The 22,125-nt window shown below is 71.1% G+C and carries 21 protein-coding genes and 1 pseudogene; 5 read left to right on the forward strand and 17 right to left on the reverse strand.

Features of this window, described 5'->3' with window-relative positions; translation table 11 throughout:
* Positions 1 to 165: 165 nt before the first annotated feature.
* From pdxT to pgsA, 6 genes are all read right to left on the reverse strand, one after another.
* Entirely contained in the window at positions 166 to 771 is a 606-nt protein-coding gene (pdxT, locus tag OIE47_RS00880) for a pyridoxal 5'-phosphate synthase glutaminase subunit PdxT (protein WP_326559541.1), read from the reverse strand.
* A gap of 25 nt (positions 772 to 796) precedes the next feature.
* The gene (pdxS, locus tag OIE47_RS00885; RefSeq protein WP_326559542.1) at positions 797 to 1,714 is read right to left on the reverse strand and encodes a pyridoxal 5'-phosphate synthase lyase subunit PdxS; all 918 of its coding nucleotides are present in this window, start codon (positions 1,712 to 1,714) and stop codon (positions 797 to 799) included.
* Positions 1,715 to 1,988: 274 nt separating this feature from the next.
* Complete coding sequence (locus OIE47_RS00890) at positions 1,989 to 2,564, reverse strand: hypothetical protein (protein ID WP_326559543.1); 576 nt, start codon at positions 2,562 to 2,564, stop codon at positions 1,989 to 1,991.
* 83 nt (positions 2,565 to 2,647) lie between these two features.
* Positions 2,648 to 3,808: a glycosyltransferase family 4 protein gene (locus OIE47_RS00895; protein WP_326559544.1), complete on the reverse strand. Its 1,161-nt coding sequence runs from the start codon at positions 3,806 to 3,808 to the stop codon at positions 2,648 to 2,650.
* Positions 3,809 to 3,822: 14 nt separating this feature from the next.
* On the reverse strand, positions 3,823 to 4,755 hold the full coding sequence (locus OIE47_RS00900; protein WP_326559545.1) for a phosphatidylinositol mannoside acyltransferase: 933 nt from the start codon (positions 4,753 to 4,755) through the stop codon (positions 3,823 to 3,825).
* Between the two features lie 37 nt (positions 4,756 to 4,792).
* Entirely contained in the window at positions 4,793 to 5,443 is a 651-nt protein-coding gene (gene pgsA / locus OIE47_RS00905) for a phosphatidylinositol phosphate synthase (protein ID WP_326559546.1), read from the reverse strand.
* Between the two features lie 327 nt (positions 5,444 to 5,770).
* Here pgsA and OIE47_RS00910 point away from each other — a divergent pair.
* A pseudogene (locus OIE47_RS00910) lies at positions 5,771 to 7,033 on the forward strand (GTP-binding protein); the annotation flags it as partial.
* Between the two features lie 88 nt (positions 7,034 to 7,121).
* On the opposite strand, the gene OIE47_RS00915 reads toward OIE47_RS00910, so the two are convergent.
* The 3 genes from OIE47_RS00915 to thrS all read right to left on the reverse strand — a co-directional run bounded on the left by OIE47_RS00915 (position 7,122) and on the right by thrS (position 10,981).
* Positions 7,122 to 7,664 (reverse strand): HIT family protein, encoded by a 543-nt coding sequence (locus OIE47_RS00915; RefSeq protein WP_326559547.1) that lies wholly within the window; start codon positions 7,662 to 7,664, stop codon positions 7,122 to 7,124.
* Positions 7,665 to 7,680: 16 nt separating this feature from the next.
* On the reverse strand, positions 7,681 to 8,736 hold the full coding sequence (locus tag OIE47_RS00920; RefSeq protein WP_326559548.1) for a pectinesterase family protein: 1,056 nt from the start codon (positions 8,734 to 8,736) through the stop codon (positions 7,681 to 7,683).
* A gap of 196 nt (positions 8,737 to 8,932) precedes the next feature.
* Positions 8,933 to 10,981 (reverse strand): threonine--tRNA ligase, encoded by a 2,049-nt coding sequence (gene thrS, locus OIE47_RS00925; RefSeq protein WP_326559549.1) that lies wholly within the window; start codon positions 10,979 to 10,981, stop codon positions 8,933 to 8,935.
* A 114-nt stretch (positions 10,982 to 11,095) separates the two neighbouring features.
* Here thrS and OIE47_RS00930 point away from each other — a divergent pair, with 114 nt between their 5' ends.
* Positions 11,096 to 12,238: a class I SAM-dependent methyltransferase gene (locus tag OIE47_RS00930; protein ID WP_326559550.1), complete on the forward strand. Its 1,143-nt coding sequence runs from the start codon at positions 11,096 to 11,098 to the stop codon at positions 12,236 to 12,238.
* Between the two features lie 49 nt (positions 12,239 to 12,287).
* On the opposite strand, the gene OIE47_RS00935 is transcribed toward OIE47_RS00930, so the two are convergent.
* Positions 12,288 to 13,205, reverse strand: coding sequence for an ADP-ribosylglycohydrolase family protein (locus OIE47_RS00935; RefSeq protein ID WP_326559551.1), 918 nt, complete (start codon positions 13,203 to 13,205; stop codon positions 12,288 to 12,290).
* A gap of 74 nt (positions 13,206 to 13,279) precedes the next feature.
* Here OIE47_RS00935 and OIE47_RS00940 point away from each other — a divergent pair, with 74 nt between their 5' ends.
* Both OIE47_RS00940 and OIE47_RS00945 read left to right on the forward strand, forming a co-directional pair.
* Positions 13,280 to 13,969 (forward strand): response regulator transcription factor, encoded by a 690-nt coding sequence (locus tag OIE47_RS00940; RefSeq protein ID WP_326559552.1) that lies wholly within the window; start codon positions 13,280 to 13,282, stop codon positions 13,967 to 13,969.
* Positions 13,970 to 13,998: 29 nt separating this feature from the next.
* On the forward strand, positions 13,999 to 15,390 hold the full coding sequence (locus OIE47_RS00945; RefSeq protein WP_326559553.1) for a HAMP domain-containing sensor histidine kinase: 1,392 nt from the start codon (positions 13,999 to 14,001) through the stop codon (positions 15,388 to 15,390).
* A 470-nt stretch (positions 15,391 to 15,860) separates the two neighbouring features.
* Here the strand turns inward: OIE47_RS00945 and OIE47_RS00950 are convergent, their stop codons facing one another.
* Together OIE47_RS00950 and OIE47_RS00955 are read right to left on the reverse strand one after the other, a co-directional pair.
* Positions 15,861 to 16,886, reverse strand: a complete 1,026-nt coding sequence (locus OIE47_RS00950) for an adenosine deaminase (RefSeq protein WP_326559554.1) — start codon at positions 16,884 to 16,886, stop codon at positions 15,861 to 15,863.
* On the reverse strand, positions 16,883 to 17,707 hold the full coding sequence (locus OIE47_RS00955) for a trans-aconitate 2-methyltransferase (protein WP_326562962.1): 825 nt from the start codon (positions 17,705 to 17,707) through the stop codon (positions 16,883 to 16,885). Before OIE47_RS00955 ends, OIE47_RS00950 begins: the two co-directional genes overlap by 4 nt.
* Before the next feature lie 87 nt (positions 17,708 to 17,794).
* On the opposite strand from OIE47_RS00955, the gene OIE47_RS00960 reads away from it, so the two are divergent.
* Positions 17,795 to 18,778 carry an aldo/keto reductase gene (locus OIE47_RS00960; protein WP_326559555.1) on the forward strand — a complete coding sequence of 328 codons (984 nt, stop codon included), beginning with the start codon at positions 17,795 to 17,797 and terminating at the stop codon, positions 18,776 to 18,778.
* 103 nt (positions 18,779 to 18,881) lie between these two features.
* On the opposite strand, the gene OIE47_RS00965 is transcribed toward OIE47_RS00960, so the two are convergent.
* The 5 genes from OIE47_RS00965 to OIE47_RS00985 form a co-directional block, all read right to left on the reverse strand.
* Positions 18,882 to 19,085, reverse strand: coding sequence for a cold-shock protein (locus OIE47_RS00965; RefSeq protein WP_091424054.1), 204 nt, complete (start codon positions 19,083 to 19,085; stop codon positions 18,882 to 18,884).
* A gap of 506 nt (positions 19,086 to 19,591) precedes the next feature.
* The gene (locus OIE47_RS00970; RefSeq protein ID WP_326559556.1) at positions 19,592 to 19,864 is read right to left on the reverse strand and encodes a DUF4235 domain-containing protein; all 273 of its coding nucleotides are present in this window, start codon (positions 19,862 to 19,864) and stop codon (positions 19,592 to 19,594) included.
* Entirely contained in the window at positions 19,861 to 20,199 is a 339-nt protein-coding gene (locus OIE47_RS00975) for a DUF3618 domain-containing protein (protein ID WP_326559557.1), read from the reverse strand. Before OIE47_RS00975 ends, OIE47_RS00970 begins: the two co-directional genes overlap by 4 nt.
* Entirely contained in the window at positions 20,196 to 20,630 is a 435-nt protein-coding gene (locus tag OIE47_RS00980) for a phage holin family protein (protein ID WP_326559558.1), read from the reverse strand. The genes OIE47_RS00975 and OIE47_RS00980 overlap by 4 nt, the downstream gene beginning before the upstream one ends.
* A 159-nt stretch (positions 20,631 to 20,789) precedes the next feature.
* On the reverse strand, positions 20,790 to 21,995 hold the full coding sequence (locus OIE47_RS00985) for a mechanosensitive ion channel family protein (RefSeq protein ID WP_326562963.1): 1,206 nt from the start codon (positions 21,993 to 21,995) through the stop codon (positions 20,790 to 20,792).
* Between the last annotated feature and the right edge of the window lie 130 nt (positions 21,996 to 22,125).

Consider the following 22,125-nt stretch of genomic DNA (forward strand, 5'->3'; position numbering starts at 1 on the left):
GATCCGCTGTCGGCTCTGGGCGGAAGGCGATTGGAGCAGACTGCCCGGCCGAACCCGGCAATCCTACCGGCGCGACCCGCCCGGCCGTCACACCCCGTCAGGCGGTGGCGTTGCACGCGGCCCGACGGCGGTGCTCCCACCCGCCGACCTTGTCGGCGCAGCGGTTCAGGCGGTGGCTTCCCGGACCAGGTCCACGAAGTACTGGTGCACCCGCAGATCCCCGGTCAGCTCCGGGTGGAACGAGGTGGCGAGCAGGTTTCCCTGCCGTACCGCGACGATCCGGTTCGCCGCCGGACCCTCGGTCACCCGGCCCAGCACCTGGACCCCGTCACCCACCCGCTCCACCCAGGGAGCCCGGATGAAAACGGCGTCGAACCGGGGACCGGGCACACCGGTGATCTCCACCGGGGCTTCGAACGAGTCGACCTGCCGGCCGAACGCGTTGCGCCGGACGGTCATCTCGATGCCGTCGAAGCCGCGCTGGTCGGGTCGCCCGTCGAGGACCTCGGTCGCCAGCATGATCATGCCGGCGCAGGAGCCGTAGACCGGCATGCCGTCGGTGATCCGCTTGCGGATCGGTTCGAGCAGCTCGAACTCGGCGACCAGCTTGCTCATCGTGGTGGACTCGCCGCCCGGGATGACCAGGGCGTCGACGTCGTCCAGCTCCGAGGGCCGGCGGATCGGCCGGGCGATCGCGTCGTCGGTGCTGGCCAGGGCCAGCAGGTGCTCGCGTACGTCACCCTGCAACGCGAGCACGCCGATGGTGGTCATCTGCCGCTCCCGTTTGCTACCGGGTTCACCAGCCACGCTCGGCGAGGCGGTGCGGCTGCGGGATCTCGTCGACGTTGATGCCGACCATCGCCTCGCCCAGGCCCCGCGAGACCTTCGCCAGCACGTCCGGGTCGTCGTGGAAGGTGGTCGCCTTGACGATCGCGGCGGCCCGCTGCTCCGGGTTGCCGGACTTGAAGATCCCCGAACCGACGAAGACCCCCTGCGCGCCGAGCTGCATCATCATCGCGGCGTCCGCCGGGGTCGCGATGCCTCCGGCGGTGAAGAGTACGACCGGCAGCTTGCCCGTCTCGGCCACCTCACGGACCAGCTCGTACGGCGCCTGGAGCTCCTTCGCCGCGACGTAGAGCTCGTCCGGGGCGAGCGAGCCGAGGCGGCGGATCTCGCCCAGGATCTTGCGCATGTGGGTGGTCGCGTTGGAGACGTCACCGGTGCCGGCCTCGCCCTTGGAGCGGATCATCGCCGCACCCTCGGTGATCCGGCGCAGCGCCTCGCCCAGGTTCGTCGCCCCGCAGACGAACGGCACCGTGAACGCCCACTTGTCGATGTGGTTGGCGTAGTCGGCCGGGGTCAGCACCTCGGACTCGTCGACGTAGTCGACACCGAGCGCCTGGAGCACCTGTGCCTCGACGAAGTGGCCGATCCGGGCCTTGGCCATCACCGGGATGGAGACCGCGTTGATGATGCTGTCGATCATGTCCGGGTCGCTCATCCGGGAGACGCCGCCCTGGGCCCGGATGTCGGCCGGCACCCGCTCCAGCGCCATCACCGCGACCGCACCGGCGTCCTCGGCGATCTTCGCCTGCTCGGCGGTGACCACGTCCATGATCACGCCGCCCTTGAGCATCTCGGCCATCCCGCGCTTGACTCGGGCACTGCCGACGACGGGGCTGGCGGACTCTGGCTGCACGGCGGAATCGGACACGCTCAGTCACTCCTCAGGGGCGGGATTCACATTCCGCAACCGATGTTACGCGCGCCCGACGCCCCGCCCCACAGCCAATCAACCCCCCCGTGGCCTCCCCTGTGCCCAACCTCACCCCACCCAAAACCCCGTCGATCTTGCACTTGTGGTCGTGGACGAATCACCACTTTCACCACATCCCCTGGCACCACAACTGCAAGATCGACGGGGCTCTGGGTGGGCGGGGCGGGTGGGGACGGGGCGGGGTGGGTGGGGTGGGGTGGGGTGGGGTGGGTCAGGCGGGGGCGGGGCGGTTGTCGGGGGTTGGGGTGGGTTGGGGCAGCGGGGGTGGTGGTGATGGTGGTGAGGGTGGTGAGAGGGCGGCGGGGAGGGGGTGGAGGGTGGGGTCGTCGACGTCGAAGTAGGTGGGGCGCTCGTGCTTGCGAGCCATCCGGAGCAGGCGTACGACGGGGCGACGGCGGGCGGTCAGCGCGTCGCGTACGAGATCGGTGTGGACCTGGCGGGCCAGGCCGAGCCGGCGGCTGGCCGCGATCACCGACTCGGCGGCCGGGTCGTCCGCCGCGATCGGGGTGAAGCGGAGCTGGCGGGTGAGGTCGTTCTCGGCCGCCTCACGCTCCTGCGGTCCGGCGTCGAGCGCGATCCGGGCCGCCGCGTAGAGCTCCACCGAGAGGTGCTCCTCGGCCAGCACCGCCGCGGCGGCGGCCCGGCGCAGCAGGTGCGCGTCGAGGGACCGGGCGGCCGAGGCGACCCGGATGTGGAGCCGGTCGACCCGACCGGCCGTCCAGGACAGGTACACCGCGATCAGGCCGATCACGGCGACAGCACCCACCAACCACCACATGTGCGGCATCGTCGTGCGGCTCCCTCATCCCGTCCGGCCGGAGGCGCGTGTACGCCGCCGGCACCTGCATGCGAGCCGACCGCCGTCCCGGCTCAGCGTGGCCCCACCCACTCCTGGTCGATCACCCGTCCGTCGGTGGCCTCGATCGCAGCTGCGTATACCTCCAGAACCCGGCGGGCAACCATCGGCCAGTCGAACATCGCCACGACCTCCCGCGCGCAGGCCGACAGGGCCGCCCGGCGCTCCCGGTCGTCGAGCAGTTCGACGAGCGTACGACGCAGCGCCTGGGCGTCACCGGTGGGGAAGAGCTGCCCGGCCCGGCCCCCGTCCAGCACCCGGCGGAACGCGTCCAGGTCACTGGCGACGATGGCGGCTCCGGCGGCCATCGCCTCGGTGAGGATCATGCCGAACGACTCACCACCGGTGTTCGGTGCGACGTAAACGTGCACACTGCGCAGCATGCGTGCTTTGTCCGCCTCGGAGACCAGGCCGAGGAAGGTGATCCGATCGCGCAGCTCCGCCGGGACGTCCTCCATCAGCTCGGTCGGCTCGCCCGGCCCGGCCACCAGCAGACGCAGGCCGGGGCGTTCCGCGGCGAGCGCCACGAACGCCTCCCGGAGCAGGGCGAACCCCTTGCGCGGCTCGGTGAACCGGCCGAGGAAACCGATCGTGCCGCCGGTGCCGGGCGCGCACTCCCCCGGCCACCCCGGCAACGGCTCGGCGTCGGCGAACTTCGCCACCGCCACCCCGTTGGGGATCTCCACCGCGCCGCCGTCGAGGTGCTCCACCTGCACCTTGCGGGCCAGTGCGCTGACCGCGATCCGGGCGGTGATCCGCTCCAGCACGATCTGGAGCATGCCCTGCGCCGCGGCGAGCGCCCGGGACCGGGTCATCGCGGTGTGGAAGGTCGCCACCACCGGACCCCGCGCCGACATCACGGCCAGCAGCGACAGGCTCAACGCCAGCGGCTCGTGCACGTGCAGTACGTCGAAATCGCCCCGGGCGATCCACCTGCGTACCCGGGCGGTCGAAACCGGGCCGAAGGTGATCCGGGCCACCGACCCGTTGTACGGAAACGGCACCGACCGGCCCGCCGTCACCACGTACGCCGGTAGCGGGGAGTCCTCGTCCGCCGGGGCGAGCACGCTCACCTCGTGTCCGAGACCGATCAGGGCCTCGGCCAGATCCATGATGTGGTTCTGCACCCCGCCCGGCACGTCGAAGGAGTACGGGCACACGATGCCGATCCGCACTTGCGCCCTCCCCCTCAGGCCGGCCCGGGGGCGGCTGGTGTCACCGGGTCCGAGGGTGCCCGATCCCCGTCGGCCAACCACATCCGCTGCAACATGTGCCAGTCTTCCGGATGCTGGGCGATACCGGCCGCGAGATGGTCGGCAATGTCCTGGGTCAGCGCCCGTACCCGCTCGGTGAGGGTGCCGCTGTCCGGGTCCGGCAACTTCAGCGGGCCGATCAGCTCGGCGAGCGCCTTGTCCGGTTCGTACCACATCGAGGCGACGTAGAGCGGGGCCCCCGTACTGAGGGCGAGCAGGGCCGGACCGGCCGGCATCCGGGTACGGGCACCGAAGAACCGGACCTCGATCCCCCGACGGGTCAGGTCCCGGTCGGCGAGCAGCGGCACCACGTGCCCCTGACGCACCCGCTCGGCGAGGACGTCGAACGGCGGCTGCTGCCCCCCGGTGAGCGGGATGATCTCCATGCCGAGCCCCTGACGGAACTCCAGGAACCGGGTGTAGATCGCCTCCGGCTTGAGCCGCTCGGCGACCGTGGTGATCGGCCAACCCATCGCCGCGACCCAGGCACCGGCCGCGTCCCAGTTGCCCCCGTGCGGCAACGCGATCACCGCGCCCCGCCCGGCGGCCACGTCGGCGGCCAGCATCTCGGTCCCGACCAGCTCGAACGTGGCCAGCCGCTGGGCGTGCGACAGCGACGGCAGCCGGAACAGCTCCAGCCAGTAACGCGCGTACGAGCGCAGCCCACGCCGTACGAGCTGGTCGAACTCGGCCTGCGGCAGGTCCGGGCCGACGACCTGGCGCAGGTTGTTCGCCAGCCGCTTCACCCCGGGGCCACCCTGCCGGTACGCCCGGTCGGCGCCGAGCCGGAACACGGCGGCGGCCAGCGGCCTGGGCACCGTACGGGTGATCCGCCAGCCGGCCAGATAGCCCAGCTCGACCAGATTCACCCGACCACGATCCCGGCACTCGGTCCGATCATCCGCCTCACCGGTCCACGCTCGACTCGGTCGGCTGGGCCGGCTGTGCCTGCTGGGCCGCCTGGCGGTAGACGTGGGTCATCCGCTGTCCGACGGTGAAGACCGACACCGCGGCCAGCAGCCAGAGCGCGACGGTCAGCGCGTGCGGGACCCCGGCACCATCGAGGATGCCGCCGATACCCACGATGATCAGGCGCTCGGTGCGCTCGGCGATGCCCACGTTCGCGGTCATCCCGAGCCCCTCGGCCCGCGCCTTCACGTAGGAGACGACACCACCGGCGACCAGGCAGACCAGCGCGCCGGCCACTCCCCACTGGTCACCCTCGCTGGCGAGCCAGAAGGCCACCGCCCCGAAGACGGCACCGTCGGCCACCCGGTCCATGCTCGAATCGAGGAAGGCGCCGAACTTGGTGGAGCCACCGGACATCCGCGCCATCGTCCCGTCGAGCAGGTCGGTGAGCGCGAAGAAGGTGACGATGATGGCACCGGTGACGAGGTAGCCGCGGGCGCCGAAGCCGAGGGCTCCGATCAGCACCCCGACGGTACCCGTCACCGTTACCGCATTGGGGGTCACGCCGCGGCGCAGCAGCGCGCGGGCGACCGGTTCGATGACGCGGGTCAGGCCCGCGCGGGCAGATACTTGGAAGATCTTCGCCATGGCGGTCTCACGATAACGGTCGCCGCGCCGATCGTGGTAAGCCCGGTGGTGTCACTTGCCGGCGTGGGGTTGTGTACCGTCCGCCGCGGGCGTGGACCGCGTATGGGAACGTGAGCTGGGTAACGTAACGAAACGTCATGTTCCCGGCATCCGGCAGGCTACCCCAGGAAATCGCCGCGAGGCACCCGGGCCGCTTCCCGCCGGGACCCGCCCCGCTGCGGTTCCACCCGGTCGCCATCGCGGCGCCCACCACCAACCACCGGCATGTCGTCGCAGGCCAGCGGCGTGTCGTCAGCGACCAGCCACCGGCAGAGGGAGGTGCGCCCGATGGCGCAGAAGAGTCAGGACAAGGGCGGCACCGGCCTCGCGCCGATGGCGGACGAACCCGCCAACATCCGCAACGTGGTCCTCGTCGGCCACTCCGGGGCCGGCAAGACCACCCTGGTCGAGGCGCTGCTCGCGGCCACCGGCACGATCACCCGGGCCGGTACGGACACCGACGGCAACACCGACCACGACCCCGCGACCGTACGCCAGCAGCGCTCCGCCGCCCTCGCCTGCACGACGTTCCGGCACGACGGGATCAAGGTCAACCTGCTGGACACCCCCGGTGACGCCGACCTCCTCGGCGAGGTGCGGGCCGGTCTGCGCGCGGCCGACGCGGCCCTGTTCGTCGTCTCCGCGGCCGGCGGAATGGACGCGACCACGGTCGACCTCTGGGAGGAGTGCGCGGAGGTCGGCCTGCCCCGCGCCGTCGCCGTCTCCCGGCTGGACCACCCCAAGGCCGACTTCGACGAGGCGGTGGCACTGTGCCAGCGGCTCTTCGGCGACAACGTCGCTCCGCTGTACCTGCCGATGCTCGGCGACGACGGCGTGTCGGTGGCCGGTCTGCTCGGTCTCATCACCCGCCGGGTCTTCGACTACTCCGAGGGCCTTCCGGCGGACGTACGCGACCCCGACCCGCAGCACGTACCCGCCATCGGCGAGTCCCGCGACGAGCTGATCGAGGGAATCCTCGCCGAGAGCGAGAACGAAACCCTGCTGGACCGCTACCTCGATGGCGAGGAGATCGCCGTCGACGTACTCATCGACGACCTGGAGACCGCGGTCGCGCGCGGACACCTCCACCCGGTGGTGCCGGTCTGCGCCGAGACCGGCGTTGGGCTCGACGCCCTGATCGAGGTGCTGACCTCCGCCCTCCCCTCGCCGCTGGAGCACGACCCGCCCGTGGTCACCGGCGTGGACGGCTCGCCCCGGCCGCCGCTGCCCTGCGACCCGGACGGCCCGCTGGTCGCCGAGGTGGTCACCACAACCGCCGACGGGTACGCCGAGCGGATGTCCCTGGTCCGGGTCTTCTCCGGCACGCTCCGCCCCGATCAGGGGGTGCACGTGTCCGCACCCGGGACGGCCGGACGCGACCACCCCGACATCGAGATCGAACGCCTCCACACCCCGCTCGGCACGACGCTGCGCGAGGTGTCCGCCTGCGTCGCCGGGGACATCTGCGCGATCACCACCTCCGGCGACCCCGAGGCCGGCGACACCATCTCCGCCAGGGAGGTCCCGCTACGGGTCGAGCGGGGGGAAATGGTCTGACCGGACCGCCCGCACCATCTCGCGCGGTGGCACCCGTTCGGGAGCACCCGCCGGTCGCTGCCGCTGACGCCACCGGGGTCCGTTACGGCCAGGCGGTGGTGAGGAGGTTGCGGGTGTCGGTCAGCAGCTGGGGCAGGACCTTGGTCCGGCCGATCACGGGCATGAAGTTGGCGTCGCCGCCCCACCGGGGCACCACGTGCTGGTGCAGGTGGGCGGCGATGCCGGCACCGGCCACCCCGCCCTGGTTCATCCCGATGTTGAAACCGTGCGCGCTGCTGACCTTGCGGATCACCCGCATCGCGGTCTGCGTGTGGTCGGCCAGTTCGGCGGTCTCCTCGGCGTCCAGCTCGGTGTAGTCGGCCACGTGCCGGTACGGGCAGACCAGCAGGTGCCCCGGGTTGTACGGGTACAGGTTCAGCACCACGAAGACCCGCTCGCCCCGGGCGACCACCAGGCTGTCGTCGCCCTCCCTGCCCGGTGCCAGGCAGAACGGGCACCCGGACGGTTTCTCGTACCCCTCGGCCGGCTGGTCCTGCCCGGAGATGTACGTCATCCGGTGCGGGGTCCAGAGCCGATCCAACCCGTCCGACAATCCGGTGTCCGTGTGCCGCGCCGCCCCTGTCACACCGGTGATCCTACGTTCAGCGTCGCGGATCCCACCCGTCCGTACCTGCCAGGTAGGCGCTCGGGGTCAGCGCGGCGGCCTGCGCGGCGGTGAGCTGCGGCCGGTCGGTTCCGGAGGCCGCACCGGGGCCACGGTTGCGGTACTCGGCGTAGCGGGCGTCGCGCCAGGACCAGGTGCCGAAGTCGGTCCACGGGGCCGGGTTGACGTGGGCGCCGAGGGTGCTGTCCCGAATCACCGTCTGGGCCATGGCGAGCGGATCGTTGCTCGGGTGCCAGGGGCGGCCGAGGTAGACGGTGCCGGGCGCCACGGTGCCGGTGAACTTGCTGTCGACGAAGAGGAAGCCGTACGGGTTGGCGGTGTCGGTGCTGGCCGCGGTGACGTACCCGTTGTTGGTGGTCGATGCGCGGTCGAGTGAGCGGATCTCGCACCGGTCGAAGACGGCGGTCCCCCGGCCGAAGATGAAGTCGACGTCTCCCTCGACGTAGCACTTGCGGAAGTAGGCGCGGCTGAAGGTGGCCACGTCGGGGCTGTTCACGTAGAGGGTGTCCTGGTTGCCGAGGAACCGGCAGTTGTCGAAGACCAGCCGATCCGCCCGGGTCAGTACGGCCACCGCCTGCTCGCCGCTGGTGCCGGGATTCGCCGCCTCGTCGAAGTCGTTGGCGAAGGTGAGGTTGCGGGCACTGAAGTCGGCTCCGGAGATGGTGACCGAGGCGCTGCCCGAGGTGCCCCAGGTGCCGCCGTCGGGGCGGGGCGTGCCGTTGGCCCGGTTGTCGACGATCACCACCTGGCCCGGGTCGGCGCCCTGACCACGAAAGACCAGGTACGGCTTGTCGGCGGGGATGATCACCTGGCCGACGTACCGGCCAGGTTTGATCTTGATGGTGAAGGTCGACGGGTTTCCGGCCGGCACCAGGTCGACGGCGGCCTGGATGCTCGTCACGTCACCACTCCCGTCGGCGGCAACCGTCAGGTACGGCCCCGGCCACCCCCACGCCTCCCGCCCGAGCGTGAGCGGCCCGGCAACGCCCACCCCGGTGGCGAGCCCAGCCGCAAGCAGAGTCCTACGTCGCATACGCGCACACCACCCCGGTCTAGGAAAGGGCTTTCCTCCCCAGGGCAGACTACGAACCCCAACAACCCCCGTCAATGCCCCACCCCCGCTCACCCAGGGCGTTGATCATGAAGTTAGCGCGTTTTCGATCTTCTCCAGTGTCGCTAACTTCATGATCAACGCGACGGGGCGGGGTGGGGTGGGGTGGGGGTGGGGGTTAGGCAGTGGGGGTGGGGTCGGCGGAGGGGCCGGTGTTGGTGCGGGAGCGGACCACGTCGACCACGTGGGCGACGGCTTCGGCCAGGGGGATGCCGTTGCGCTGGGAGCCGTCGCGGTAGCGGAAGGAGATTGAACCCGCCTCGACGTCGGAGTCGCCGGCGATCGCCATGAACGGGATCTTCTGCTGTTGGGCGGTACGGATCTTCTTCTGCATCCGGTCGTCGGAGCTGTCCACCTCGGCCCGGATGCCCTGGTCACGCAGTGCCTCGACGAAGTCGGCCAGGTAGCCGGAGTGCTCCTCCCGGATCGGGATGCCGACCACCTGCACCGGCGCCAACCAGGCCGGGAACGCCCCGGCGTAGTGCTCGGTCAGCACCCCGAAGAACCGCTCGATCGAGCCGAAGAGGGCACGGTGGATCATGACCGGGCGCTGCCGGCTGCCGTCGGAGGCCTGGAACTCCAGACCGAAGCGCTCCGGCAGGTTGAAGTCGACCTGGATGGTGGACATCTGCCAGGTACGGCCGATCGCGTCCTTCACCTGCACCGAGATCTTCGGGCCGTAGAACGCCGCGCCGCCCGGGTCGGGCACCAGGTCCAGCCCGGACTCCTCGGCCGCCGACCGCAGCGCCTCGGTGGCCCTCTCCCAGTTCTCGTCGGTGCCGACCGACTTCTCCGGGTTACGGGTGGACAGCTCCAGGTAGAAGTCGTCCAGGCCGTAGTCGCGCAGCAGGTCGAGCACGAAGCTCAGCAGCGACTTCAGCTCGCCTGCCATCTGCTCGCTCGTGCAGTAGATGTGCGCGTCGTCCTGGGTCATGCCGCGTACCCGGGTGAGGCCGTGCACCACGCCGGACTTCTCGAACCGGTAGACCGAGCCGAACTCGAACAGCCGCAGCGGCAGTTCGCGGTAGGAGCGACCCCGGGCCCGGTAGATCAGGTTGTGGAACGGGCAGTTCATCGGCTTGAGGTAGTAGTCCGCGCCCTCGACCGACATGGGCGGGTACATGCCGTCGGCGTACCACTGGAGGTGGCCGGAGGTCTCGAACAGGTGGCCCTTGGTGATGTGCGGGGTGTTGACGAACTCGTACCCGGCCCGCTCGTGCCGCTGCCGGGAGTAGTTCTCCATCTCCCGCCGGATGATCCCGCCCTTGGGGTGGAAGACCGCCAGGCCCGAGCCGATCTCGTCGGGGAAGCTGAACAGGTCGAGGTCCGAGCCGAGCTTGCGGTGGTCGCGCCGGGCGGCCTCCTCCAACAGCTTCAGGTACGCCTTGAGCGCGTCCCGGGTCGGCCAGGCGGTGCCGTACACCCGCTGGAGCTGCGGGTTCTTCTCCGACCCGCGCCAGTACGCGGCGGCGGAGCGCATCAGCTTGAACGCGCCGATCAGCCGGGTGGTGGGCAGGTGCGGTCCACGGCACAGGTCGGACCAGCAGACCTTGTCGGTGCTGGCGTCGACGTTGTCGTAGATGGTGAGTTCACCGGCACCGACCTCCATCACCTCGCCCGCGTCCAGTCCGGCCCCACCGGCCGAGTCGCCGGCACCCTTGACCTCGATCAACTCCAGCTTGTACGGCTCGTCGGCCAGCTCCGTACGGGCGGCGTCCAGGGTGTCGAAGCGACGGCGGCGGAACCGCTGCCCGGACTTGACGATCTCCTGCATCCGCTTCTCGAGCTTCTCGAGGTCCTCGGGCTGGAACGGCTTCGCCACGTCGAAGTCGTAGTAGAACCCGTTCTCGATCGGCGGGCCGATGCCGAGCTTCGCCTCCGGGAAGATGTCCTGTACGGCCTGGGCCAGGACGTGCGCGGTGGAGTGGCGCAGCACCTTCAGCCCGTCCGGGGAGTCCAGGCTGATCGGCTCGACGGCGGTGTCGACCTCGGGTGCCCAGTCGAGGTCACGCAGTTGGCCGGTGCCGTCGTCGGTCACCTCCCGGACGACCACGATCGCCTTCGGGCCGGCCGCCGGCAGACCTGCCGCGGCCACCGCGTCGGCCGCCGTGGTCCCGGCCGCGACGACGACCGGGTCAGCCACGACAGGGGTACGGGATGCGGACACGGTGTACTCCTTCAATTAAGACATAACGGGCATCGCCCGTGGATCGGCTATCCGATGCTATCGGTCCTGCTTTTACGCCTCCCAGCGACGCGACTGCGGCGTTAGATTGGCGCGGTGGCACCCGCGGACTTAGTCAGCGCGCTCCAGCGCAGGTACGAGACCTTTTTCGCCGCCCAACCGGCAATGCCGTTTGCGGTGGCGGACGCCGGCGCGCCGGCACACCTATTCGGCACCGGTGACCCGAAGTTCACCATCACCATCAGCGACCCCCGTGGCGCGAAGGCACTGGCCGGGCTCGACCAGTTCGGCGTCGCGGTCGCGTACCTCCAGGGCTGGCTCGACGTCGAGGGTGACCTCGCCGCGGCGCTGCGGATGCGCGGATTCTTCACCGACTTCCACCCGATCGCCTGGATGGGCCGGTTCCTGCCGGCCCTCGTCCGGGGCCGACGGGAGGACGACCGGCGCTCGATCTCCCACCACTACGACGAGGATTCCGCGTTTTTCCTCACCTTCCTCGACACCCGGCACCGGTGTTACACCGAGGGTGTCTTCGCCTCGGACGACGAGCCGCTCGAGGACGCGATGACCCGGAAGATGGACCTCGCGATCGAGGCGATCGGGGTCGGCCCCGGCGACCACGTCCTGGAGGTCGGCGGCGGCTGGGGCGCGTTCTCCGAACACGCCGCCCGGCGCGGGATCAACGTCACCACCACCACGCTGGCCAAGGAGTCGGAGCGGTACCTGGTCGACCTGTTCAACCGCGAGCAACTGCCGGTACGGGTCGTCCGCGAGCACATCTTCAACTACTCCCCCCACCAGCGCTTCGACGCGATCGTCAACATGGGCGTCACCGAGCACCTGCCCGACTACCGCACCACCCTGCGCAAGTACGCCGAGCTGCTCAAGCCGGGCGGGCGGGTCTACCTGGACGCGCTGGCGATGCGGCGCAAGCACGCCGCGTCGACCTTCCTCAAGCGCTACATCTACCCCGGCGCGTCGGCCCCGCTGCTGCTGCACCAGTACCTGCGGCACGTCGCCCGGTCGCCGTTCGAGCTACTGAGCGTGACCGACGACCGGCACAACTACTACCTGACCTGCCGGGAGTGGGCCAGCCGGCTGGACGACGCCCGGGACGAGATCGTGAACAACTGGGGTGAGCCGCTCTACCGCCGGTTCCGGCTCTTCCTGTGGGGATCGGCCGCCGGCTTCGACACCGGCATGGTCCAGGCCTACCGCTGGGTCCTCCGCCTGCCCTGACCGCTCTCTCGCCGCCTTCCCCGAGTGGTACGCCACCGGACGGCGGCGGTCAGGGTAGCCAGGCGGGCAGCGGTTCGCGGGCGGCGAGCCAGTCGGCCGGCACGCCGCCCGGCACGCCCACCCCGGTGTACGTGGCGACGATGCCGCCGACTATCGCCGCCGTGGTGTCCACGTCGCCACCGGCGTCCACGCAGGCACGGATCGCCGTCGGGTAGTCGTCGAGGTACCTGGCCGCCACCCAGACGGAGAACGGGACGGTGTCCGCGGCGCTGATCCGGCTCCCGTTGCCCAGTTCGTCGGCGACCTCCACCACCGGACGGTCACCGACCGTGATCGCCCGCTGGATGCCGCGCCACACTCGACCGGCGGGGTCGAGCGGACCAGCCACCGCGGCGAGGAACCGGTCCGGCTCCGGCCGGTACCCGGTGAGCCGGGCACGGGCGGCCTGCGCGGCGGCCACCGCCACCGCCACCGCACCGGCGATCCCCTCCGGGTGCGCGTGGGTCACCTCGGCCGAGGCCGTCGCCTGCGCCACCGCCCGACCGGTCGAGTCACCGAAGTACGCACCGCACGGGGCGACCCGCATCGCCGCCCCGTTGCCGTACGAGCCCTGGCCGTCGAAGGCGGACACGGCGGCGACCGGCCACGGCGTACCGGCACGGATGAGTTCGAGCAGTTCGACCGCGCCGGCACCGTAGCGCCGACCGGGGTCGTACCGGGCCGCGAAGGACTCGGCGAGTTCGTCCCGGTCGATCGTTCCGCGCCGGGCCAGGACGGCAAGAACCGAGCAGGCCATCTCCGTGTCGTCGCTCCACACCCACGGACTCTCCGGCGGGGTGTCGCGCCAGGGCGACACGCCGGAGCCGGGAACGAAGAACTGCGCGCCGAGGGCGTCGCCCACCGACAGACCGGCCAGACTGTCCCTAGCCAGGGCAAGTCGCGCGTCATCGACAAGTACGAAGGACATGGTACGGGGAGCATGCCGGCAAAAGGCACGTGGGCGCAATCCGCCGCACTTGCCAGGGGCAGTACGGTGCTCACGTGGCCACGGTGCTCCTGGTCGAGGATGACCACGTCGTGCGCGGCGCGATGCTGCGCTCCCTGGCCGATCGTGGGCACGCGGTGCACGCGGTCGGTACGGCTCTCGACGCCCTGCGTCGGGTGGCCGCCGAAACCCCCGACCTGGTGGTGCTGGATCTCGGACTACCCGACCTGGACGGGGCGGACGCGTTACGGATGCTGCGCGGCATCACCGACGTGCCGATCATCATCGCGACCGCCCGCGACGACGAGCAGTCGGTCGTCCGGCTGCTCCGGGCCGGGGCGGACGACTACATGGTCAAGCCGTTCACCGGCGCGCACCTGGACGCCCGGATAACCACCGTGCTGCGCCGGGCCGGCCGGGCGAGCCGTACGGTGGCGCCCGCGGTCCACGAGGTCGGTGGCCTGCGGGTCGACGTGGGTGAACGCAGTGCACTGCTGGACGGCGTGCCACTCGCGCTGACCCGGAAGGAATTTGACGTGCTGGCCTATCTCGCGGCACGACCGGGCCGGGTAGTGTCCCGCCGGGAACTGTTGGAGGAGGTATGGCGGCAGCCATCGGTCGGCGAGGATCAGACAATCGACGTACATCTGTACTGGCTTCGTCGCAAACTGGGCGAGTCCGCAGCGAAACCCCGCTACCTGCGCACCGTGCGGGGGGTCGGGTTCCGGTTGGTGGCACCGGACTGAGGTTGGCGCTGGCCTACCTCGGGGCCGGCATGACCTCGATCGTCGCTCTCGCCTTCCTCATCCCGCTCGGCCTGTCGTTGCAGCAGGAGGCGCGGGAGCACGCGCTCGCCGACGCCGGGCGGCACGCCGCGGTGGTCGTCGGGGCGCTGGCCGCAGGGGCCGATCCGACGCTGCTCACCCAGGTGATCGGGCAGTTCGCCGACGGTCCGGCCGACCGGCCGGTGGTGCACGGTCTGGAGACCGGTGGCACCCCACGGGCCAGTGAGGACGACGTCGACCGGGCCCGCGCCAGCGGTGAGCTGGTCATCGCCGACGTGGACGGCGGGGTGGTCCGGCTGGAACCGGTGTCGCTCGGCGACCGGGTCGCGGTGGTCGAGGTCTTCATCCCCTCCTCCGCCCTGGAGCCGGGGGCCGGTGGTCGGTGGCTCACGCTGATCGCCATCGCGATCGGGCTGGTGGTGGTCTCGGTGATCGTGGTGGACCGGCTCGCCGGCCGGGCGGTCGCGTCCGCCCGGGGACTGGTGCAGGCCGCGCTCGCGGTCGGCGACGGCGACCTCGACCTGCGGATCGAACCGAGCGGCCCGCGCGAGCTGGCCGAGGCCGGGTACGCCTTCAACCGGATGGCGGACCGTCTGGTCACCTCCCGGACCGACGAGCGCGAGTTGGTCGCCGACCTGTCGCACCGGTTGCGTACGCCGCTGACCGTGCTGCGGCTCGACGCCGACGCGCTCGACTCCGACGACACGAGCGTGGGGTCGTTCAGCGAGGCGGAACTCGACCGGCGCCGGACGATCCGACGGATCCGGCAGGCGATCGTCACCCTGGAGGGTGAGATCGACGTGCTGATCAACACGACCCGCAAGACGGTCGTGCAGGAGACCGAACCGGGCATGTGCGACGTCAGCGAGGTGGTCCGGGACCGGATGGTGTTCTGGGCCGCGCTCGCCGGTGACCAGAACCGGCCGCACCGGATCAGCGGCGCCCAGCTGCGCATTCCCGTGCCGGTGCCGCGGGCCGAGCTGGCCGCGGCGTTGGACGCGGTGCTCGGCAACGTGTTCCGTTACACCCCGCAGGGCACGGCCTTCGAGGTCGCGGTGTCCCGACGGGACGGTTACATAGCGGTCCGGGTCGACGACGCCGGGCCGGGCATCGCCAACCCCGACCGGGCCCTGCGCCGGGGCGCCAGCGACCGGGGTTCCACCGGCCTGGGGCTGGACATCGCCCGGCGGGTGGCGTTGCAGGCGAACGGCTCGGTCAGCATCGACCGGGCCCGGCTCGGTGGGGCCAGCGTCGTGATGCTGCTCACCGATCCCGAGGCGACGCCACGTCAGGTCAGCCGGTTCGGGCTGGTCGGCCGGTTGGCCCGGGAACGCGACGGCAAGGGCCGCCGCCAGGCAAAATCCGGCGGTACGGAGAACTGAGGCCGCCGGTTGCCCGTACCGGGCGCCGCCGAGTCACCTTCACCCCGCCGTCCACTGTCCACCGGTTTCCGGATGCCGACCCTCCACTGTGGAGGGCTGGTGTCCGGTGCCTTACCGGAAATCAGTAAGAAATCTTCAAGTTCAGCTTAGGTCTGGATTAACCGCGCAGTACACGGTGGCGGGCGCTGGCAGGATTGGCACCGATCCCATCCAGTTCCGCCGGACCATCACTTTCCCCACGCGGTCCGGCGGGAAATCGTGCGCGCGGCGGGACTCGGTCCCCCACACCCGTCCCGTCGCGCGCGCCAGCTCGGCGACGCCACGGCGCCGCCCGACCACCCCTCGGTCGGGCCCGGCGCCGTGGCCTCCGCCCACGAACGCTGGCCCGGTGCGGCCGCCCGCAGCACCCCGCGCCGGGCCAGCCCCTTTTCCTCGTCCGACATTCCCGGAGCGGGGCGGGTACGGTCGGGTCAGGCGCCGCTGGTGGCGAGGTAACCGTCGATCTCGGTGATGATGCGCTGCTGCTCCGGCGCCGGCAGGAAGGACGCGGTGACCGCGTTGCGGGCCAGCGCGGCCACCCCGTCCGGGCCGAGGTCGAGCAGGTTGGCCGCGACGGCGTACTCCTGCTCCAGGGTGGTGCCGAACATCGGCGGGTCGTCGGAGTTGACGGTGACCAGCACCCCGGCCGCGACCAGCGCGGGCAGCGGGTGCTCCTCGATGACCCGGACAGCGCGGGTACGTACGTTCGACGTCGGGCAGACCTCCAGCGCGATCTGCCGCTGCGCCAGGTACTCCAGCAGTTGCGGGTCCCGGGCGGCGGAGATGCCGTGCCCGATCCGCTCGGCGCCCAGCTCCCGCAGGGCGTCCCAGATCGTCTCCGGGCCGGTGGTCTCGCCGGCGTGCGGGACCGAGCGGAGTCCGGCCGCCCGCGCCTGGTCGAAGTACGGCTTGAACTGCGGCCGGGGCACCCCGACCTCCGGCCCGCCGAGGCCGAAGCTGACCAGCCCGTCCGGGCGCTCGTCCAGGGCGATCCGGAGGGTCTCCTCGGCGGCCGGCAGTCCGGCCTCGCCGGGGATGTCGAAGCACCAGCGCAGCTCGATCCCGAGTTCGGCGGCGGCGGCCTTGCGGGCGTCCTCGATCGCCTCACAGAACGCCGGTGCCGGGATCCCCCGCTTCACGTGCGAGTACGGGGTGATGGTCAGCTCGGCGTACCGGACCTCCTGGCGGGCCAGCTCACGGGCCACCTCGAAGGTCAGGATCCGTACGTCGTCGGGGTCCCGGATCAGGTCGACCACGCTCAGGTAGACCTCGATGAAGTGGCCGAAGTCGCGGAAGGCGAAGTAGTCGGCGAGCGCGGCCGGGTCGGCGGGCACCGGGGTACGCCCCTCGTGCCGGGCCGCCAGTTCGGCCACGATCCGCGGTGATGCGGAACCGACGTGGTGTACGTGCAGTTCCACCTTGGGTAGTCCGGCGATGAAGGCCGACAGGTCGGTCACGGGTTCTTCCTAACTGCGGGTGGTGCGCCGGTCACGGCGTGGGCGCCGGTCCGGGCGACGAAGAAGTGGCGATGGAACGGGAAGTACACCAGACCGTCCCGGACCGGGTACGCCTCGGCGAGTCGCCGGTTGAGCGCGGCTCGGAAGTCGGCCCACGCGGTGGTGTCGCCGCCGAGGCTGGCCCGGACCGGTCGCAGCGCGGTCCCCTCCATCCAGCTCAACACCGGATGGTCGACCACGTCACGGGCGGGCAGGAGGTGCACGTAGGTAGTTTCCCAGGCGTCCACCGCGCACCCCGCGCCGGTCAGCAGGGTGGCGTACCCGACCGCGTCGAGCACCGGTGCCGACCGGAGCAGGTCGCGCATCTGCTCGCTCCAGCGCGGGTCTGCGGCGACGGCCCGCAGGGCCCGGTGCGAGGCCGCGTCGAAGTTGCCCGGCACCTGGACGGCGAGCCACGATCCGGCCGGCAACTCCCCGGCCCAGCGGCGCAGCAGTGCCTCGTGCCCCGGCACCCACTGCAGTACGGCGTTGGAGACCACCACGTCGACCGTCGGGTCCGGGACCCAGTCGCGTACGTCGGCGACCGCGAAGTCGGCGCCGGAGCCCAGCCCGAGCGCCTTGTCGATCATCTCGGGCGAGGAGTCGAACCCGCTGATCCGGGCCTGTGGCCAGCGCTCCCGCAGGGTCACGGTGAGGTTGCCGGGGCCGCAGCCGAGGTCGACCACGGTCCTCGGCCGGTCCGCGGGCACCCGGGCGACCAGGTCGTGGAACGGGCGGGAGCGTTCGTCGCCGTACCGCAGGTAGGTGTTCGGGTCCCACATCATCGGCCTCCAAACCGTACGTACGTCTTGTTGAAGAATAGGGGCAGGACGCCGTCCCGTCAGCCCCGGGGGTCTAGGCTCCCGTTCGTGGAAAAGCGCAGCTTCCCCCGATTGGGGCGTGAGGTCGGTGTGGTCGGGCTCGGCGCCTGGCAACTCGGCGCGGACTGGGGCACGGTCGGCGAGGACGAGGCCCTCGAGATCCTTGCCACGGCCGTCGAGGCCGGGGTCACCTTCCTGGACACCGCCGACGTGTACGGCGACGGCCGCAGCGAGCAGCTCATCGGCCGGTTCCTGCGGGAGCGCCCGAACTCCGGGCTGACCGTGGCGACCAAGATGGGCCGGCGGGTGCCGCAGGTCCCCGAGGCATACACCCTGGACAACTTCCGGGCCTGGACCGACCGGTCCCGGACCAACCTCGGCGTCGACCGGCTCGACCTGGTGCAGTTGCACTGCCCGCCGACGCCGGTCTTCCGGGACGACCGGGTCTACGACGCCCTCGACACCCTGGTCGAGGAGAAGCGCATCGCCGCGTACGGGGTGAGCGTGGAGACCGTCGAAGAGGCCCTGGCGGCGATCTCCCGGCCCGGAACCGCCAGCGTCCAGATCATCCTCAACGCGTTCCGGCTCAAGCCCCTGGAGCGGGTCCTGCCCGCCGCGGCGCAGGCCGGGGTCGGCATCATCGCCCGGGTACCGCTGGCCAGTGGCCTGCTCTCCGGCCGGTACGACGAGCACACCAGCTTCGGCGCCGACGACCACCGCAACTACAACCGGCAGGGCCAGGCGTTCGACGTCGGCGAGACCTTCTCCGGAGTCGACTTCACCGTCGGCCTGGACGCCGTCGCGCGCCTGCGGCCACTGGTCCCGTCCGGGGCGACGATGGCCCAGTTCGCGCTCCGGTGGGTCATCGACCAGCCGGGTGTCACCGTGGTCATCCCGGGTGCTCGCAATCCCGGACAGGCCCGGGGCAACGTCGCCGCGGCCGACCTGGCACCCCTGCCTGCGGAGACGCTGGCCGGCGTCAACGCCGTCTACGACGAGCTGATCCGCCCGCAGGTGCACAACCGCTGGTAGCCCGTGGAATGCGTCGAGCCCCGTGACCACTGCTGGTCACGGGGCTCGACGTCGATCCGGTGAGGGATCAAATACAGGGCCGGCGGCGGCCGGCCGTCATGAATCAGATGGGGCGGACCTGCTCAGCCTGCGGGCCCTTCTGGCCCTGAGCGATCTCGAACTCCACCCGCTGGTTCTCCTCCAGCGTGCGGTAGCCGCTGGACTGGATCGCCGAGAAGTGGACGAACACGTCAGCACCCCCGCCGTCGACGGTGATGAAGCCGAAGCCCTTGTCTGCGTTGAACCACTTCACGGTTCCCTGCGCCATGTGTATCTCCTTCTAAACTGGCGGCCGAGCACGCCGTGCGGCCGGTTGGCCGTTTTCGAGCAGCGGCGCCTGAGCGGCCCCCACAGAGGGAGACTTCTCAACCCCGCTGTCTCTAACAGCGGGGAACAGCAAACCACGTACGCAAAAACTTCGCACAGCCTACCCGACGATATTCTCCGACATGTGACCTGAACGCCCGTGACTTCTTCGTCCGGCGATCGATCGCGAGCGCGTTGTCGGAGCGACGATCGCCCGGTCAGAGCGTTGTACGGCAACACGCTGCGTACACGCCGGGAGTCCATGATGCTCGGCCGAACGAGCCGACCGGATCCCTTCACGCATCGTCGTACCCGCTTGTCGTTACCGGCGGTGGCGATAGGAGCACCTGCCGGATACCGAGAGCGATCCGGTGGCGGGGCATAGGACTACTTCGGCACCATTGACAACGGTTCGCATAGCGTCGCGAGTGGGGCAAGCCGTACCAAAGGACGGCACCGATCGGGGACTTACTGCGGCCAGCTACCGGTCAACCGTCGTACGCCGATCGCACCGCCCCGGTCGACCGCGGCCCGGACCACCGCGAAGATCGCCCCCTGCAACGCCGCGGCGGCCAGGATCTCGACCCAGCCCCGGTCCTCGTCGATGGCGTCGGGTGCCTCGCCGTCGCCCGCGGTCACCTTCCAGACCTGCCGGAACAGGGCACCCGCCAACACACCGGCACCCATCCCGAGCAGCAGCCCGACCGGCTTGTACGCGGCCCGTCCGATGCCCCCGCTCATCGCCGCGACCGCCGCACCACCAGGTACGCGATCGCCGCCGCCAGGGTCGCGGCGGCCAGTACGCCGGCACCCCACGGCACCGGCCGGCGACGGATCGCCCGGTTCGCCTCGGACACCGACGAGCGGACCTCGTCGGCCCGCTCCCCGGCCTGCGCCCGAACCTGCCCGGCCTGCCCGCGCAGGCGGCCGGTGACCTGGGCGGCGGAGCCCTTGATGCGCGCCTTGACATCCGCCTTGTTGGCCAGCGCCTGGACCGTTTCCGCCAGTTCTGCACGCGTCTGCCGGATTTCATCCCGCAACGCTTCGTGGTCGCCGTGGCCATTACTCAATGTCATGGCTGTCCCCTGTCCTTGACCGCAGCGGTGACCGTGTCGACGTCGGCGCGCACGCTTTTCACCGCGGCGCTCGGCACCGGCGGCACGGCCCGGGTCACCTGACTCTTGCCGATCAGCGCGAGCAGGCCGGCGCCGATGAACAGCACCCCGGCGATGATCAGAGCCGCGGCCCAGGCCGGCAGCACCAGATCCAGCGCCAGGATGGCCGTGGCGACCAGCGCGCCGAGTCCGTAGAGGGCGAGCGCACCACCGCCGCCGAAGAGCCCGACGCCGATCCCGGCGTGCTTGCCCTTCTGGGCGAGTTCGGCACGGGCCAGGGCCAGTTCGTCGCGGACCAGCTTCGACACCTGCTCGGTCCCGTGCTGCACCAGCTCGGCGACCGACTGTTCGGCCACCGGCCGGGTGACCTTGCCGTCACGCAGGTCGGCCATGGTGTCCCCCTATCCGCTTGCCGACCTGAATGCCCCGAATCCCACCCGGGCAATCCTGTTCGGCGAAAGTTCGTCCCCTCCCACCCTGAGGGAAGGAAGGGTCCCTCGTTGCCGATTCGGCACAGGAAGGGGTGCCTGCCGACCGCCGGGTACGTCCGCCTAGCTCCTCGGTGAGTTGGCATCGACCGGTTCGTCCGGTCCGACGAAGGTGCTGCTGCGCGCGTCGCCGTCGTCGCTGCCGCCGAAGACCCGGGCGTCGTCGGGAGCCTCGGCGGCCGGCGTCGGGCCGACCCGGACCGGGGGCTGGACACCCTGCCAGTCGAAACCACCGTTGGCGTCGCCGACCTCGGCCCGGGTACGGGGCAGGGCGATCGGGCGCTGGTCCCGGATCCAGCCGACCAGGTGTTCCCGGACCAGGCAGCGCAGGTCCCACAGGCTCGGCGCGTCCGCGGCGCTGACCAGGGCCCGTACCCGGACCAGGCCACCGGTGGCCTCGGTGACCTGCAGGACGCAGACCCGCCCGTCCCACAGCTCGGTGCCCTCGACCAGCCGACGCAGTTCCTCGCGCATCTGCTGGACCGGGACCGACCAGTCCACATCGAACTCGGCGGTACCGAGGACCGCGGCCCGGGTACGGGTCCAGTTCTGGAACGGCTTGCTGGTGAAGTAGGAGGTGGGCAGGATCAGTCGCCGGTCGTCCCAGATCTGGACCACCACGTAGCTGAGGGTCAGCTCCTCCACCCGTCCCCACTCCCCCTCGACCACCACCACGTCGTCGAGGCGTACCGCGTCGCTGAAGGCGAGCTGGATACCGGCGAAGACGTTGCCGAGCACGGTCTGCGCGGCCAGCGCGGCGACCACGCCGATCACACCTGCGGAGGCGAGCACGCTGGCGCCGACACCCCGGACGCTGGGGAAGGTCATCATGGCGGCGCCCACGGAGAGCACGACGATCACCGCGATGGTGACCCGGCGCAGCATCACCACCTGGGTCTTGATCCGACGGGCCTGCCGGTTGTCCGGTACGTCGACGCGGAACCGGGCCAGGGCGGTGTCCTCGGCGGCCAGCAGTACGGCACCCACCAGCCACGCGGCGCCGGCGATGATGCCCAGGACCAGCAGGTGCAGCAGGACCTCGCGCCAGGTGTCGCCCACCGCGTAGTCGGTGTTGCCCCGGATCGCGACCTGTACGGCGAAGACCGTACCGGCGAGCTGGAACGGCCGGTGCCCGTGTTCGGAGAGCTCGACCAGTAACAGCGAGCGTCGACCGAGCCAGTGCAGCAGGCGGTAGAGCACCTCGGCCACCAGCAGGGCGATCGCCGCGGCACCCAGCGCGGCGGCGAGGGTTTCGGCGTATTCGGGCACGTCCGGCACGACTTTTCTCCCCTGGGACCCGGCCGGCAACACGCAGAGCTGACCGGTGTCCCGCGCGGGGCTGGCGGCTGGCGCCGGCCTGCGGGGGAACACCGGTCAGGCGGTACGGGTGGCTCGACCT

It is taken from the genome of Micromonospora sp. NBC_01796 (genome assembly GCF_035917455.1).
Taxonomy (GTDB): domain Bacteria; phylum Actinomycetota; class Actinomycetes; order Mycobacteriales; family Micromonosporaceae; genus Micromonospora_G.